The 14,576-nt window shown below is 71.3% G+C and carries 12 protein-coding genes; 2 read left to right on the plus strand and 10 right to left on the minus strand.

Translation table 11 applies throughout. The annotated features are described in order from the left end of the window. Window positions 1-3 precede the first annotated feature (3 nt). Genes ABIA36_RS08340 through ABIA36_RS08360 form a run of 5 tightly spaced genes read right to left on the minus strand, consistent with a single transcriptional unit; the run spans window position 4 to window position 6,935 of the window. Window positions 4-762 carry an SDR family NAD(P)-dependent oxidoreductase gene (locus ABIA36_RS08340; RefSeq protein ID WP_369961827.1) on the minus strand — a complete coding sequence of 253 codons (759 nt, stop codon included), beginning with the start codon at window positions 760-762 and terminating at the stop codon, window positions 4-6. Beyond that, complete coding sequence (locus ABIA36_RS08345; protein WP_369961828.1) at window positions 753-1,904, minus strand: ATP-NAD kinase family protein; 1,152 nt, start codon at window positions 1,902-1,904, stop codon at window positions 753-755. Before ABIA36_RS08345 ends, ABIA36_RS08340 begins: the two co-directional genes overlap by 10 nt. After that, the gene (gene gcvPB / locus ABIA36_RS08350) at window positions 1,901-3,523 is read right to left on the minus strand and encodes an aminomethyl-transferring glycine dehydrogenase subunit GcvPB (protein WP_369961829.1); all 1,623 of its coding nucleotides are present in this window, start codon (window positions 3,521-3,523) and stop codon (window positions 1,901-1,903) included. Before gcvPB ends, ABIA36_RS08345 begins: the two co-directional genes overlap by 4 nt. Then, on the minus strand, window positions 3,520-4,896 hold the full coding sequence (gene gcvPA, locus ABIA36_RS08355; protein ID WP_369961830.1) for an aminomethyl-transferring glycine dehydrogenase subunit GcvPA: 1,377 nt from the start codon (window positions 4,894-4,896) through the stop codon (window positions 3,520-3,522). The genes gcvPB and gcvPA overlap by 4 nt, the downstream gene beginning before the upstream one ends. Continuing rightward, window positions 4,893-6,935: a beta-galactosidase gene (locus ABIA36_RS08360; RefSeq protein WP_369961831.1), complete on the minus strand. Its 2,043-nt coding sequence runs from the start codon at window positions 6,933-6,935 to the stop codon at window positions 4,893-4,895. The genes gcvPA and ABIA36_RS08360 overlap by 4 nt, the downstream gene beginning before the upstream one ends. A gap of 152 nt (window positions 6,936-7,087) precedes the next feature. Between ABIA36_RS08360 and ABIA36_RS08365 the strand changes: the two genes are divergently transcribed. After that, window positions 7,088-7,747 (plus strand): GntR family transcriptional regulator, encoded by a 660-nt coding sequence (locus tag ABIA36_RS08365; protein ID WP_369961832.1) that lies wholly within the window; start codon window positions 7,088-7,090, stop codon window positions 7,745-7,747. A 204-nt stretch (window positions 7,748-7,951) separates the two neighbouring features. Continuing rightward, window positions 7,952-8,863, plus strand: coding sequence for an endo-1,4-beta-xylanase (locus ABIA36_RS08370; protein ID WP_369961833.1), 912 nt, complete (start codon window positions 7,952-7,954; stop codon window positions 8,861-8,863). On the opposite strand, the gene ABIA36_RS08375 is transcribed toward ABIA36_RS08370, so the two are convergent. From ABIA36_RS08375 to ABIA36_RS08395, 5 genes are all read right to left on the minus strand, one after another. Further along, window positions 8,860-9,384, minus strand: a complete 525-nt coding sequence (locus ABIA36_RS08375) for a hypothetical protein (protein WP_369961834.1) — start codon at window positions 9,382-9,384, stop codon at window positions 8,860-8,862. The two genes, ABIA36_RS08370 and ABIA36_RS08375, sit on opposite strands and share 4 nt — an antisense overlap. A gap of 356 nt (window positions 9,385-9,740) precedes the next feature. Continuing rightward, window positions 9,741-11,366: an amylo-alpha-1,6-glucosidase gene (locus ABIA36_RS08380; protein WP_369961835.1), complete on the minus strand. Its 1,626-nt coding sequence runs from the start codon at window positions 11,364-11,366 to the stop codon at window positions 9,741-9,743. A gap of 8 nt (window positions 11,367-11,374) precedes the next feature. Next, a complete protein-coding gene (locus tag ABIA36_RS08385; RefSeq protein ID WP_369961836.1) occupies window positions 11,375-12,283 on the minus strand; it encodes a carbohydrate ABC transporter permease in 909 nt (302 codons plus the stop codon). Then, complete coding sequence (locus tag ABIA36_RS08390; RefSeq protein WP_369961837.1) at window positions 12,280-13,260, minus strand: carbohydrate ABC transporter permease; 981 nt, start codon at window positions 13,258-13,260, stop codon at window positions 12,280-12,282. The genes ABIA36_RS08385 and ABIA36_RS08390 overlap by 4 nt, the downstream gene beginning before the upstream one ends. Window positions 13,261-13,270: 10 nt before the next feature. Beyond that, window positions 13,271-14,566 (minus strand): sugar ABC transporter substrate-binding protein, encoded by a 1,296-nt coding sequence (locus ABIA36_RS08395; RefSeq protein WP_369961838.1) that lies wholly within the window; start codon window positions 14,564-14,566, stop codon window positions 13,271-13,273. Between the last annotated feature and the right edge of the window lie 10 nt (window positions 14,567-14,576).

The raw sequence follows: 14,576 nt of genomic DNA on the forward strand, positions 1-14,576 counted from the left end.
GAGCTACGCGATGCCGCCGCCGTCGGCGACGAGGGCGGTGCCGGTGACGTAGGAGGACTCGTCGCTCGCGAGCCAGACGACGGCGGCGGCGATTTCGGAGGGCTCGCCCATCCGGCGCAGCGGGCGGTCCGCGGCCTCGGCGAGGAACGAGCCGGCCTCCTGGCCGAGCTGGCGGGCCTCGTCGCGCAGCATGCCGGTGTTCACGTCGCCCGGGTTGATCGAGTTGACGCGGATGCCCTGCGGGCCGTGGTCGATCGCGAGCGCGCGGGTCATGTTCACGACTGCGCCCTTGGAGGCGCAGTACGAGATGGCCTGGCCGCCGCCCTTCAAACCCCAGCCGCTGCCGGTGTTGATGATGGAGCCCTTGCCGGCGGCCGCCATGACCGGGACGACGTGCTTGCACATCAGGAAGACGCCGCGGACGTTCACGCCGAACACGCGGTCCCACTCCTCGACCGTGGTCTCGACGGCGGTCGTGCGGCGGATGATGCCCGCGTTGTTGAACGAGACGTCGACGCCGCCGAACGCCTCCACCACGGCGGCGACCACGCGCTGCACGTCGTCCTCGGCCGACACATCGGCGCCGAGCGCGATCGCCTCGCCTCCGGCCGCGCGGATCTCGGCGGCGACGGCCTCGGCGGCCTCCTGCTGCAGGTCGACGACGGCGACGCGCGCGCCCTCCGCCGCGAAGGCGAGGGAGGTGGCTCGGCCGATGCCGCCGGCCCCTCCGGTGACGATGGCGGACTTGCCGGCTAGACGCATTCGGATACTCCTTCGGTGGGGGCCGCTGACGCGGCACAGACTGGGTAGAGGCTCGCCGTGGCAGGGCCGGTGATCACGGTGACGTGACCGGCCAGCCGCAGGTCGAGGGCGGGTTCGCCGGTGTCGACCAGGAGCGGGCGGCCGGCGAGGTCGATGAGTTTCTGCTCGGTGGCGACCACGAGCAGGGGAGGAGCGGCCAACTCCGCGACGACGCGCGCGGAAAGCTGCTGGTTGCCGCGGCCGAGCAGGAAGCCCTGGCCGCCGATGACCGTGACGACCGCCTGGGCGTCATGGCCGGCGACGGCGTCGAAGGCCTGCTGCTCGGTGACGTCGCGGGCGAGGAGGCGGCCGTCCTGGACGATGTCGACGCCGAGCGGGGAGGTGTCGAGCCCCAGGAGGCGGCCGAGCTCGGCGGTGGTGCCGCCCGGGCCGAGCAGGTAGCGAACCCCCGGGCGCATGCGGTCGGCGGCGCCCGCTGCGGCGCGGCGGACGGCCTCTCGGGCGCTCGCGGGGGTGGCGGCCTTGCGCGCCTGGGTCCGGCCGGCGGCGACAGGGATCGGGACGAGCGCGAACAGGCGCGGGTCGGGCCGGCCTGCACGCATCAGGTCTTCGTCGAGGTCGAGCACTTCGGCCTCGGCGGTGGGCAGCGGAGCCCGGAGCCAGTCGGCCGCAAGGGCGCCCGCAGCGGCCGGGCCGACCGCGAAACAGCCGGAGTACATCTTGACGCCCGCGGGGATGCCGAGGACCGGCGCACCGGCGGGGAGGCCGCGCGCGACATCCCGCGCGGTGCCGTCGCCGCCGGCGAACAGGATCAAGGACGCGCCTGCCGCGCGCAGGGCGGCGGCCGCTCGCGCCGTGTCGTCGGCCGTGGTGCCGGGGACCATCCGCGGCGTATATTCCACCACGGGCATGAGCCCGGCCTCCCGGGCCGCGTCCTCGCCCAGCGGCCCGGCCGCCGTGAGCACCTCGGCCCCGGGCCTCACCGTCGCGAGCACGCGGAGCGCCTGCACGGCTCGCTCGCCCGCGCACGGGCGCCCGCCGCGGCGCAGCGCCTCACGCTGCACCGCGACGCCGTCGCTGCCGGCCAGTCCGGCCGGGCCGCCGACGCCTGCGACCGGGTTCACGATGAGACCGATCGTCACACGACCGCTTCTTCCAGCTCGGCGGCCGACTCGGCCGGCGACGCGACCCCGGAACCGTCCCCGAAGTGCTTGCGCCGATAGGCCCGCCAGGTCACGGCCCAGCGCTCCGGGTCGTCCAGGTCATCGTGGTGCGTGTGGTGCACGGTCTGGTTGTGCGGGGCGGTGCGGACGACCTCCGGGGTCTCCCGGGCTTCACGGGCCACCTCGGCGAGCACGCGCGCATACTCCTCCAGCTCGGCCTTCGAGTACGACTCGGTCGGCTCCAGCGTGAACGGCTGCGGCACCACGTACGGGTGGTGGCTCGTCCAGTAGTGCATCCCGAAGTCGCTCGCCCGGATGCCGATCTCCTCGGAGCTGATGCCGGTCTCCTCGAACAGTTCCTGCCACGAGTAGCGCACCTGCTCGATGCGGCGCCGCCCGGTGGCGAACGGCACGCTGGCGCCGGGGATGTCGAGGACGAGCTTCATCAGGTAGTTGTTGTTGAGCACCGCGGTCTCGGCGACCGCGCGCAGCCCCGGAGCGCCGAGCGCGCGGATCCACGCGTAGGTGCGCACGATGTTCGGGATGACGCCGTAGAAGGGCGCCACCGAGCCGATCGACTGCGGACGGTCGCCGTCGAGAACGAACCGGTCGCCGACCTTCTCGACCACGGGGCCGGGCAGGAACGGCGCCAGCGCCTCCGACACCGCGTTGGCGCCGGAGCCGGGACCGCCGCAGCCGTGCGGCGTGCCGAACGTCTTGTGCAGGTTGAAGTGGCACACGTCGAAACCGGCGTCGCGGGCACGGGTGATGCCGAGGATGCCGTTGGCGTTGGCCTGGTCGTACGACGCCAGCGCGCCGACCGAGTGCGCCAGGTCCACCCACTCGCGGATGCGCGGGTTGTAGATGCCGGTGTCCTCGGGGTTGGTGACCATGATCGCAGCGGTTCGCGGCGAGATCGCCGCGCGCAGCGCCTCCACGTCGGGGTAGCCGTCGGCGTCCGGGAAGATCGTGATGACCTTGTAGCCGGCCATCTTCGCGGCGGCGGCGTTGGACGGGTGCGAGAAGATCGTGGTGATCACCTCGTCGCGCTGTTCCCCCTCGCCGCGGGCCGCGTGGTACGCGCGGATCATCGAGATGTTGGCCCAGATCGCCTCCGAGCCGCCGCTCGTCTGCAGCGAGACACGGCTCATCCCGGAGATCGCCGCCAGCATCCGCTCCGTGCGCCAGACGATCTCCAGCACGCCCTGCGCCGTCTCCGGGTCCTGCAGCGGGTGCAGCTCGGTGAGATCGGGGGTGCGGATGATCGCCTCGTTGACCTTGGGCGCGTACTTCATCGTGCAGGTGCCCTGACCCACGTCGACGTTGAGGTCGGCGCCGAGGTTCTCCTGGCTGAGCCGGAGGTAGTGCTTGAGCACGCGCATCTGGCCGAGCTCGGGCAGTGCGGGCGCGGAGGCGCGGCGGAGGGAGGCGGGCAGTTCGGCGACCACGTCGCCGACGGCGGCGCGTACGCCGTCCTCGGTGCGTGACGGGAGCACGCCCCGCTCACCGGGCGCATCCAACTCGAAGACGATCGGCTCGTCCCAGCGCGCCTGGTGGAAGCGGCGCAGAGCGGGCTTGGGGGCGACGGGGAGCGTCATCGTGCGTTCTCCTTCAGGACCGCGCCGAACGCGGCGGCGAGGTCGTCGATGTCGGTCTGGGTGTTCTGCTCGGTGACGCATACAAGCAGGCGCATATCATCGAGCGCGAGACCTGGCTCGAAGCCACGGGCGCGCAGGGCGGCGACGACTTCAGGCGCGGTGAGCGAGGCCGCGCCGAGGTCGAGCACGAACTCGCGGAAGTGGATGGCGCCGTCGGTAGCCTCCACTCCGGGCAGCGCGGTGAGCGCCTGGCGGGCGTATGCCGTGCGGGACATGAGAGTGTCGCCGAGCTCGGCCATCCCCTGCGGTCCCATCAGGGCGAGGTAGACCCCGGCGGCGATGCCCCAGAGTGCGGCGGCGGTGCCGACCCACTCCTTGCCCTCCTCACGCACGGCGAACGAGGTGCGATCGTAGGCGACGTCGCCGAAACCGTACTCGCCCGCCACGTCGGTGGACTCCAGGCCGAACAGTCGCGACGGCATCTCCAGGACGAACCGGGTGTCGTCGCGCACGGCGATGAAACCGGCGTGAGCCCCGCCGAACCACGGGTGGAGGCCGAGCGACTGGATGTCGCCGTGCACCATGTCCGCGCCGAGGTCGGCGGGTGAGGCGAGCACGCCGAGGCCGATCGGGTCGGTGCCGGCGACCAGCAGGGCGCCGGTAGCGTGCGCCGCGTCGGCGAGCTCGCGGACCGCGGTCTCCAGCGCACCGTGGAAGCTGGGGGTCTCGACCCAGACGGCGGCGGTGTCCTGGCCGATCAACGCGGTGACCGCGGCGACGTCTGCGACCCCGTCGAGCGTCGGGATGATCGTCAGGTCCGCGACCGGCAGCAGGTAATCGCGCACCTTCGACAGCTTGTCGGGGTGCACGTCGCTGACCAGCAGGATGCCGCGGCGCCCGGTGATCCGCGTCGCCATCGCCAGCGCGGTCGCCGCCGCCTGGTAACCGTCATAGGTGGGTACGTTCACCACGTCGAGGTTCAGCAGCTCGGCCATCAGCGACTGGTACTCGAACAGCGCCTGGAAGCGGCCGTGATCCTCGTACGGCTCGCCCGCGTACGCGGTGAGGAACTCGCTCCGGTTGATGACCTCGTCGACGACCGCGGGCACCGCGTGGTTGTAGGTGCCGGCGCCGAGGAAGAGCCGGCCGGGCTCCACCGCGCGGTTGCGGCGCAGCAGGCCGCCGACGTGCCGGACCAGGTCCTGCTCGGCGATCAGCGGCTCCGGGAGGTCGAGGTTGCGCCCGAGCCGCAGGTCGGCGGGGACGTCGGCGTAGAACTCCTCGACGGAGGACGCGCCGACCGCGTCGAGCATGGCCTGCCGCGACGCGGGCGCCGTGTTCGGCACGTAGGGATGGACGAAGGGGTGGGTCATGCTTGCCTCTCGCTGTCGGTGCGGGTCGGATGCTGGATCACGGCGACGCCGAACGCGTCGAGCGGCAGCCCGTCGCCGGCGTCCGCGCCGGTGAGCAGGTCAACGCCGCCCGGGATGCGCGGAGCGGTCCGTGCGTCCCGGCCGTGGTTGAGCACGAAGGTGAAGTCGGTGATGCCGTCGGTGCGGGTGACGACCTCGAGCGTCGTGTCGGGCTCGCGGGCCTCCACGCCGGCGGCGGCGAACACATCGGAGAGCACGGCGCGCATCCCCGCCTCGTCCAGACCGGCCGCGAGGTACCAGGCGGCGCCGTCGCCTCGCGCGCGGCGGGTGAGGGCGGGGAGGCCGGCGAGGTCGCCGTCGGCGAAGCGGGCGAGGATCTCGGTGCCGGGTGCGGCCTCCACCCATTCGCCCCAGACCCGCGTCGAGTGGACGAGGCCGCCCAGCTCCACCGTGCGCTGAGCGCCGTCGGCGAGCGGCCACCACTCGTCGACCTCCACGCCGAGGAGGTCGCGCAGCGGGCCGGGGGCGCCGCCCGCGTGCACCTGCTCGCGGTGGTCGACCACGCCCGAGAACGGCCCGACGACCACCTGGCCGCCGCCCTCGACGAACGCGGCCAGCGACGCGGCCTGCTCGGCGGTCGCCGCGTACAGATTGGGGACGAGCACCACCCGGTGCGCGCCGAACGGTCCCGCCGCGCGAGCGACGTCCACCGGCTGCCCGAGGGCGAACGCGGCGGCGTGCCAGGCGCGCGCCTCGGTCAGCCAGTTCAGTCGCTGCGACGGCATCGACTCGGTCTGGGTGACGCCCCACCAGGCGTCCCAGTCGGCCACCAGCGCGACGGAGGAGCGCACGCGCGTGCCGCGCACGGCCTCCAGCTTCTTCAGCTCGGCGCCGAACGCCTTCGACTCGCGGTAGCTGCGGCTGCGCTCGCCGCGGTGGCCGAGCATCGCCGAGTGGAACTTCTCCGGCCCGAACTTCGCCTGCCGCCACTGGAAGAACATCACGCCGTCCGACCCGTGCGCGACCGCCTGGAGGCTGCCGAGCCGCAGCTGACCCGGCGCCTTGGGGACGTTGACGTCGCGCCAGCTCACCGCGCTCGGCGCCTGCTCCAGCAGCAGCCAGGGCCGGCCGTCCTTGAGACTGCGCATGAGCCCGTAGTTGAGGGCGGCGCCGACGTGCGCGTGCGGGTCGGCGGGGTCGGGATAGGCGTCGTCGGTGACGAGGTCTTCTGCGTCGGCGAAGTCCCAGTAGTCGAGTTCGCGGAACAGGCTCATGAAGTTGGTGGTCACGGCGACCTCGGGAGTGACCTCCCGCAGCACATCGACCTCGGCCTGGAACAGCTCCAGCAGCGCGTCGGACGAGAACCGCTCGAAGTCCACCACCTGCGCCGGGTTGATCGGCCCGGTCGCCGTGCGCGGCGGCTCGATCTGATCGAAGTCGAGGTAGTGCTGGCCCCAGCAGCTTGTTCCCCACGCCTCGTTGAGGCCGGCGATGTCGCCGTAGCGGGCCTCCAGCCAGCGGCGGAAGTGCCGGGCGGACTCCGGGCACCAGCAGCGCGCGACGTGGTCGCCGTACTCGTTCGAGACGTGCCAGAGCGCGAGCGCGGGGTGGTCGCCGTAGCGCTCGGCGAGGGCGCGGGTGAGCCGGAGGGCGGCCTCCCGGAACACCGGTGAGCTCGGGCAGTACGACTGCCGCGACCCGAATTCCAGCCGCACGCCGTCGACGTTCCAGGGCAGCACCTCGGGATGCTCGCGGACGAGCCAGGCCGGCGGGGTCGCCGTCGCGGTGGCCAGGTCGACCGCGATGCCGTGCGCCCAGAGGAGTTCGATGATCCGGTCGAGGCCCGCGAAGTCCCAGCGGCCGGGCTCCGGCTCCAGCAGCGGCCAGGAGAAAACGGGCAGCGTGACGATGTTGACGCCGGCCTCCACCATGAGGCGGACGTCCTCCGCCCAGACCTCTTCGGGCCACTGGTCGGGGTTGTAGTCGCCGCCGTAGGCGAGCGCGTCGAGCCGGATGCTCCGGGGAGCGGGGATCGTCATCGGTCTCCTTGTGCGTGTCTGGTTCGACTTCTGGGGTCGACTTCTTGTGTCGCGGACGTGTCGACTGTATTCTGTATACAGTAACGCTAAAGGGATCGAAGCGACGGGTCAACCCCTAAGCTGGCGACCACGAGTCCGGCCGGGAGGGTCACATGGCGATCGAGCGCAAGAATCTGCGTTCCCAGGTGCGCGAGGAGCTCCTCGCCCGGATGCGCGCCGGCGATGTCCGCCCGGGGGAGAGCATCAACGAGGTCCAGCTCGCCGCCGAGCTCGGCGTCTCACGGACCCCGCTGCGGGAGGCCCTGATCGCCCTGGAGAGCGAAGGCCAGATCGAGAGCGAGAACGGAAAAGGCTTCCGCTTCGTCCCGCTGAGCGCGCAGGAGTTCGAGGACCTCTGCCCGATCATCGTCACCCTGGAGGGTCTCGCGCTCGACCTGTCCCCGGTCGACGAGCTGGCCGCCCTCGGCGAACGCCTCGCCGCCCTGGCCGCGGCGTTCTCCGCCGACCTCGCCGAGCACGCCATCGTCAACCGCAAGGACGACGAGTGGCACAACCTCATGCTCAGCGCCTGCCCCAACCGCACGCTGCTGGACCAGATCGCCCAGGTCCGCAGCGCGATCCACCGCTACGAGAGCCTCCTCGTCGGCGACGATGTGCTGGTGGAGCGCTCGGCCGAGGAGCACGCGCAGATCGCCCGCCACCTCGTGGAGCGGGACGTCCCGGCTGCGAAGGCCGCGCTGGCGGAGAACTGGACGAACGGGATGCGCCGGCTGCTGGGCGACGCCGGCATCAAGTGGGAGCGGCTGAGCTGACGTCGCCCCGGTAGCGTGGGCGCATGGAGGTCGTCAGCAGTCCCACGTCCGCGCCCGCCCATCGCACCGGAAGCACGGTCGTCACCCTCCTCGGCGCGGACGGCTCGCCGCTCGCCGACCGCGAGGTGACGGTCGAGCAGCGCGCGCACGCGTTCGGGTTCGGCACGCCTCCACGAGACCGCCGCCTGGCTGGTGGGGCAGGGCGTGCGCGTGAAGGGCCACCCGCTGGTCTGGCACACCGTGCAGCCCGACTGGCTGATGGCGGTCGGCGACGACGAGGTGGAGCCGCTGCTCCGGGCGCACGTGCGCGAGGTGGTCGCGGACTTCGCCGACGTCATCCAGCTCTGGGACGCGATCAACGAGACCGTCATCATGCCCGTCTTCGACAACGGCGACAACGCGATCACGCCCCTCGCGGCGAGCCGTGGACGCCAGTACCTGATCCGGCTGGCCTTCGAGGAGGCGCGAGCGGCGAACCCGGCCGCGACCTTCGTGATCAACGACTTCGACCTGTCGCCGGACTACGAACGGGTGATCGAGGAGGCGCTCGACGGCGGTGTGCGCATCGACGCGATCGGCCTCCAGACCCACATGCATCAGGGCTACCGCGGCGAGGAGGAGATCCTGTCGATCGTGGACCGCTTCGCCCGGTTCGGCCTCCCGTTGCAGCTCACGGAGACGACTTTCGTCTCCGGCGACCTCATGCCGCTCGAGATCGAGGACCTCAACGACTACCGGGTCGACGCGTGGCCGACGACGCCCGAGGGGGAGGCCCGGCAGGCCGACGACATCGAGCGCCACTACCGCTCGCTCTACGGCCACCCCGCCGTCGAGTCGCTCACCTACTGGGGCTTCACGGACGCCGGCGCCTGGCTGGGCGCGCCGTCGGGGATCGTGCGCGCCGACGGCTCACCGAAGCCGTCGTACGACGTGCTCGAGCGGTTGATCCGCGGCGAGTGGTGGACGCCGCCGACGCGGGTGCGCACCGACGACGCCGGGCGGATCCGAGTGGACGGCGTCGCCGGGAGCTACACCGTCGCGTCAGGTGACGCCGCCGTGGACTTCGAGGTCGGGCGCGGCGTGGAGACGTCGAGCGTGGTCGAGCTGACCGCTTAACGTCCGAAGAGGGACCAGCGGCGTCGGGGAGCGCTCGTCGGTCCGCTGAAAGTGAGCGTGTCGATCGATGCGACCAGGAAGGTATCGGTCGCGACGATGGATCCGGGCGCCGGGACGTCCTCGTGTTCCCACTCGGTCACCAGGTCGACTTCGAATCCCAGGCACGCGACGCGCGCGGCCAGGAAGCGCCGACCGGTCGCGACGTTCCGCCGCCGCTCTGCGCTGAGCACGACGCCGTTCAGGCGGGCGTCGGCCACAGCGTCATCGCCCCCAGGGAACGCGCCCCACGAGATGAACGACTCTGGCGCCATTTTCGGCGGCCACATCAAGCCGTTCTCCACGTATTGGTCCGGCGCAGGATCGTCCGCGGTGGCGGGATCGAGGAGGCTGCGCTCCGACCGTGCGAACGCGTCGGCATCCGGGAAGAACTCCGCCGTCATCCCGAACGCCGTGACGGCCGCCGACCCGGAGTAGCTCCCGTCCCGACCGAGCGCTCGGCGCTGCTCCAGCTCGAAGGTCATAGCCGTCGTCTGGTCGCCATCGTCGTCAACGACGACGGCGGTTACGACCTCGCTGCTGACGGGACGGCAGTCCACGAGCTCCACCCCCGGTGTCCCCGCAAACGACGGCAGGAAGTCGACGATCCCGGTGCGGGCCCGCCCCACGGTGATGCGCGCCGCTCGGGTCCTCCCAGCGGAGGACCTCGACGCCGTCGGCCGTGCCGAGCGAGTACGCACGTTCCATCAGCCGGACGACGAGGGCCTCGAATTCGCCGACGTCCGCGACGTCGAATCCGATGCAGGAGAGATGCGAGTTCACCCCGCCCATCGTAGGGAGAGGAGTCGCATCCCGGCCGAACGCGCCGCCGGACGCGCCGTCACGCCGACACCGACACCGCCAGGTCCACGAACAGCGCCGCCGACCATCCGAACGCGGTGGTCGCGCGCGGCGCCTTGGCGCCCGTCGACGGGTTGTAGTACTCCTGCGGGCCGCCGCCGTGCATGACCAGCCGCAGCGTCTCCTCGATGAGCGCACGTGCGCGGTCAGCGTGCCCGGAGACCGCCAGGCCCTCCGCCAGCAGCGCGTTGACGTTGACCCAGACCGGGCCGCGCCACATCCGCACGTCCGAGTAGGAGGCCTCCCGGCGCGCCACGGTGGGCACGCTCCAGGTGGTGGCGAAACGGGCCGGGTCGTCCAGCGCCGCGAGGATGCCGGCCACGTAGCGGCCCGGCAGGCGGCCGGTCAGCAGCGGCAGCAGCGAGACGGCCGTCTCGGCGTCGATCGGGGAGCCGGCGCCGTACGAGCGGAAGTAGCCCTCCGACTCGTCCCACATCGACTCCAACAGCGCCAGGGTCCGGGAGGCGCGCGCGGCGTGGCGAGAGGCGGCCTCCGCATCGCCGACCTCCCGGGCGCGCGCCGCCAGCAGGTCGTCCTGCAGGATCAAGTAGGCCGCGAGGTCCGGGGAGGCCACCGGCAGTTCGGCGTCGAAGACCGGGCTGTCGTCCAGCCCCGACGAGTACGGGTGGCCGTACTCCGGCATCCCGTCGCCGTCGAGGTCGGAGCGCGCGAACCACCACTCCTGGCTGCGGGCGACGGCCCCCCACGATGCGTCGAAGAACGCCGGGTCGTCCACGTAGCCCTCCAGCCGGCGCAGCGCCCAGGCGGCGAGCGGCGGCTTGGTCAGCGGGATGGGCGCGGTCGGGTCCGCGATCGCGGAGCCCGCTCGGCGCAGGGTGTCGCGGTCGCCCGGCGGGAGGTCGTCGCTCGACGCGAGGATGCCCTCGTCGTGCACGACGTCCGGGAGCTGCCCGTCGGCCCCCGCATACCCGAACGCCAACTCCAGCTGCTCGCGTGCCAGCTCGGGGTCGCCGTGCCGCAGGCCGGACGCGATGAAGTACGCGTCCCACTGCCAGAGCCCGACGTCGCCGATCTTCGAGGGCACGACCGCGCGGGCGCCGCGGCCGGGCAGCGAGACGATGTTCGCCCCGAGCACCCACCAGCAGAATGCGGTCATGTCGACGAGGTCGGCGCGGACGGCCGGGGTGCGGGCGAGCCAGTCGTCCCAGACCCGCGCGGTCGCGGCGAGGGCGCCGTCGTGGGCGGCGCCGCGCGAGATCCCGTCTGCGGCGATCCGCACGGCGCCGTCGGCCGAGGTGAGCCGGAGGGGAGCGTCGCCGGACGGGAGGTCGACCTCCACGCTCCACGACCCGTCGCCGCCGACGCTCAGGGCTGACGGCCCGTCGAAGGTGAGCGTCACGTCGCCGAATGCGATCCGGTCGGGACGCACGGTCGAGACCGGGGCCGGATGTCCCTCGCCGTCGAACACCCGCAGCGTCCGCACCAGCACGCAGTCGTCCAGGTCGCGCTCGTACTCCGCGAGCCGGATGGTCAGGCCGTCCCCGTCCCGGAACACCAGGATCCGCGACCCCGGTAGCGTGAACGGCGCCGACACCAGGTCGAGGAACGGCGAAACCCGGTCGCCGACGGCTCGAGGATCGGCCACGACCCCGCTCACCGTCCGCCCAGCCCCGACGCCGCCATGCTGTTCAGGATGCGCCGCTGTCCGATCACGAACGCGATCAGCATCGGGACGGTCGCGATGGCCGACGCCGCCATGATGAGGCCGTAGTTCACCGACCCGAACTGCCCGCGGAAGCTCTGCAGCAGCAGCGGCACCGTGAACAGGTCCTGGGTGTTGAGGATCACCAGCGGCAGCAGGAAGTTGTTCCAGGTGCTCAGCGCCACGATGATCGCGAGCGCGCCGAGGCCGGGCCGGAGGTTGGGGAGGATGATGCTCCAGAAGATCCGCCAGCGTCCGGCGCCGTCGACGATCGCGGCCTCCTCCAGCTCCTTCGGCAGCGAGAGCACGAACTGGCGCATCAGGAACACCGCGAACGGGTTGGCGAGCGCGGCCGGCACGATCAGCGCCAGGTGCGAGTCCACCCAGCCGAGCTTCGCCATCAGGAAGTAGAACGGGATGAGCGTCACCTGCATCGGGATCATCTGCGTCGCCAGGAAGAGCACGAACAGCACCCGGCTGCCGCGGAAGGGGATGCGAGCGAACGCGTACCCGGCCATCGCGGCGGTGACCAGCGTGCCGGCGACGACGAGCACGGCGATGTAGATGGTGTTCCAGTAGGCGGAACCGAACGGCACGTCGTTCCAGGCGTCCACGTAGTTCTGCAGCGTGAACGGCTGCGGCCAGAAGCTCAGCGGGTCGTTCAGCAGCTGCGGGAGCGACTTGAACGAGGTGACCAGCATCCACAGGAACGGGAACACCATCGCGATCCCGCCGGCGAGCAGCACGACGTGGAGGACGGTCTTGCGGGCACGCGCGGCGGCGCGTCCGGTGCGCGGCGGCCGGGGCGCGGAGGCCGAGGTCGGCGTGGGCGTCGGCGTCCGGAGCTCTGCGGTGGTCATGCTGCACCATCCTCGTAGTGGACGAACTTCTTCTGCGCGGTGAACTGGATGCCCGTGATGATCAGCGTGATGATCAGCAGGATGATGGAGGCCGCGCTCGCGGGGCCGAACTGGAACTTTCCGAAGCCCAGGTCGTAGATGTGGTAGACGATCGTCCGGGTCGCGTTGTCCGGCCCGGCGTTCGCCGTGAGGATGAACACGGTGTCGAAGGTCTGCAGCGAGCTGATGAACGCGATCACCGTCGAGAAGAAGATGATGGGCGACAGAAGCGGCAGCCGCACCCGGAAGAACAGGGTGAGCGCGCCGGCGCCGTCGATCCGCGCGGCCTCGATCACCGAGGGCGAGATGTTCTGGAGGCCGGCCAGGAAGATGATCACGTTGAGGCCGACCGACGACCAGATGGTCACGATGCACACGGCGAGCAGGGCCAGGTGCGGGTCGCCGAGCCAGTCGGGCGGCGCGATGTGGAAGACGGAGGCGATGAAGCCGCTGATCACGCCGTCCTTGCGGAAGAGCTGCTGCCAGATCATCGCGACGGCCACGGAGGAGGTGACCACCGGGGCGAAGAAGAGGATGAGGTAGAGCGTCCGCGTCTTGAGGCGTTCGAGCGCCACCGCGAGCACGACGGCGAGCCCCAGGCCGAGCGGCACCGTGATGACGGCGATCAGCAGGGTGTTGAGGATGGCCCTCCCGAACAGCGGGTCGGTCAGCTCCGTCCTGAAGTTCTCGAAGCCGACCCAGCTCAGGTCGTTGAGGCCGTCCCAGTGCGCGAAGGCGAGCACCATGCTCGCCACGAACGGCACGACCACGAAGAGTGCCATCCCGAGCAGCTGCGGGCCGACGAAGACGTAGCCCCACCGCCGGTCGCGACGCCGCCAGGCGGACTCCTTGCGGAGCCCGCCCGGCGTCGCGGGGACGTGGTCGGCCTCGGCGACGACTGTCGCCTCGCTGACGGCCTGCTGACCCACTGCGCTCACGTCCGTCGCCTCACTTGCCGCCGGTCTTGTCGGCGATCATCTTCGCGACGTCGTCGAGGGTGGCCTGCGTGGACTCCTTGCCCTGGTACAGCGCCAGCATCTTGTCGCTGATGTCGCTGGACAGCCCGGAGACGGAGGCCTCGGTGGTCGGGTCCTCGAACCCGATGTCGCGCATGTCGAGCAGGGTCTGCGCGTGCGCCGGGTAGCCGTCGAGGACGACCGAGTCGGCGCCCTTGATCGACGGGACCGCGTTGCCGCCGCCCTTGAGACGGAACGTCTGGCCTTCGGCCGACAGGAAGTTCGTCCAGAACGTGAACGCGGCGTCCTGGTTCTTCGTCTTGGCGTTGATCGCGAGGTAGCTGACCGCGACGCCGGTCGGGGCGGCCTTGCCCGAGGGCGTCGGCCACGGCGCGACGTCGTAGTTCTCCGGGTCGCCCGCGGCCTTCACGGTGCCGATCGTGTAGCGGCCCTGGACGAAGAAGCCGGCCTTGTGCGTGACGAACACGCTGTCCGCGCCAGCGCCCGTGGGGAGGGTGTCGGCCACGACGAAGGTGCCGTTCTGGAAGTTCTTGGCCAGCACGTCCATCGCCTTGACGCTGGTCGGGTCGGTGTTCGCGACGAACTTGCCGCTGGAGTCGAACCCCTTGCCGCCCTGCGACGAGATCCAGCCGTAGTGCGTAGACCAATAGTTCCAGAACATCGAGCCGGTCATCCCGGCCTTGTGCAGCTTCTCGTTCATGTCGAGGAAGGCCGCGGTCGTCCACTTGCCCTCGGCTGCGAGCTTCGCGGGATCCTCGGTGACGCCGGCCTTCTTCAACGCGGCCTTGTCGTACCAGAGCGCGTCCGGGTTGGAGTCGTTGGGCGCCGCGTAGAGCTCGTCGCCCTTCTTGGTGGCGCCGAACAGCCCCTGCGCGAAGTCCGCCGGCTTGGTCTTGCTCGCCGACGAGTTCATCAGCGAGGTGAGCGGCAACAGCGCCTTGGAGTTGACGAACTGACCGATCTTGTCGTCGCCGATGTAGAACACGTCCGGAGCGGTGCCGGAGGCGAGCTCGGCGAGCAGCTTGGTGTGGTAGTCGCCGTAGTCGGCGACCGGCTGCAGCACGACCTTGATGTCGGGGTGCTGCTTCATGAACTGGGTGTCGAATTCCTTGTACCTGGTGAGTTCCTCGGGGGTTCCCCAGGTGGACCAGACGACGGTCTTGGTGCCGGAGCCGCCGTTGCCGGAGCAGGCAGCGAGCCCGAGTGCCAATGCGGCGGCCGCCGTGATGGCCAGCGCCCTTCTCACCGTTGAGTCGACGCGAGACATGAGTACCTCG

The organism is Leifsonia sp. EB34, assembly GCF_041260585.1.
GTDB lineage: Bacteria > Actinomycetota > Actinomycetes > Actinomycetales > Microbacteriaceae > Leifsonia.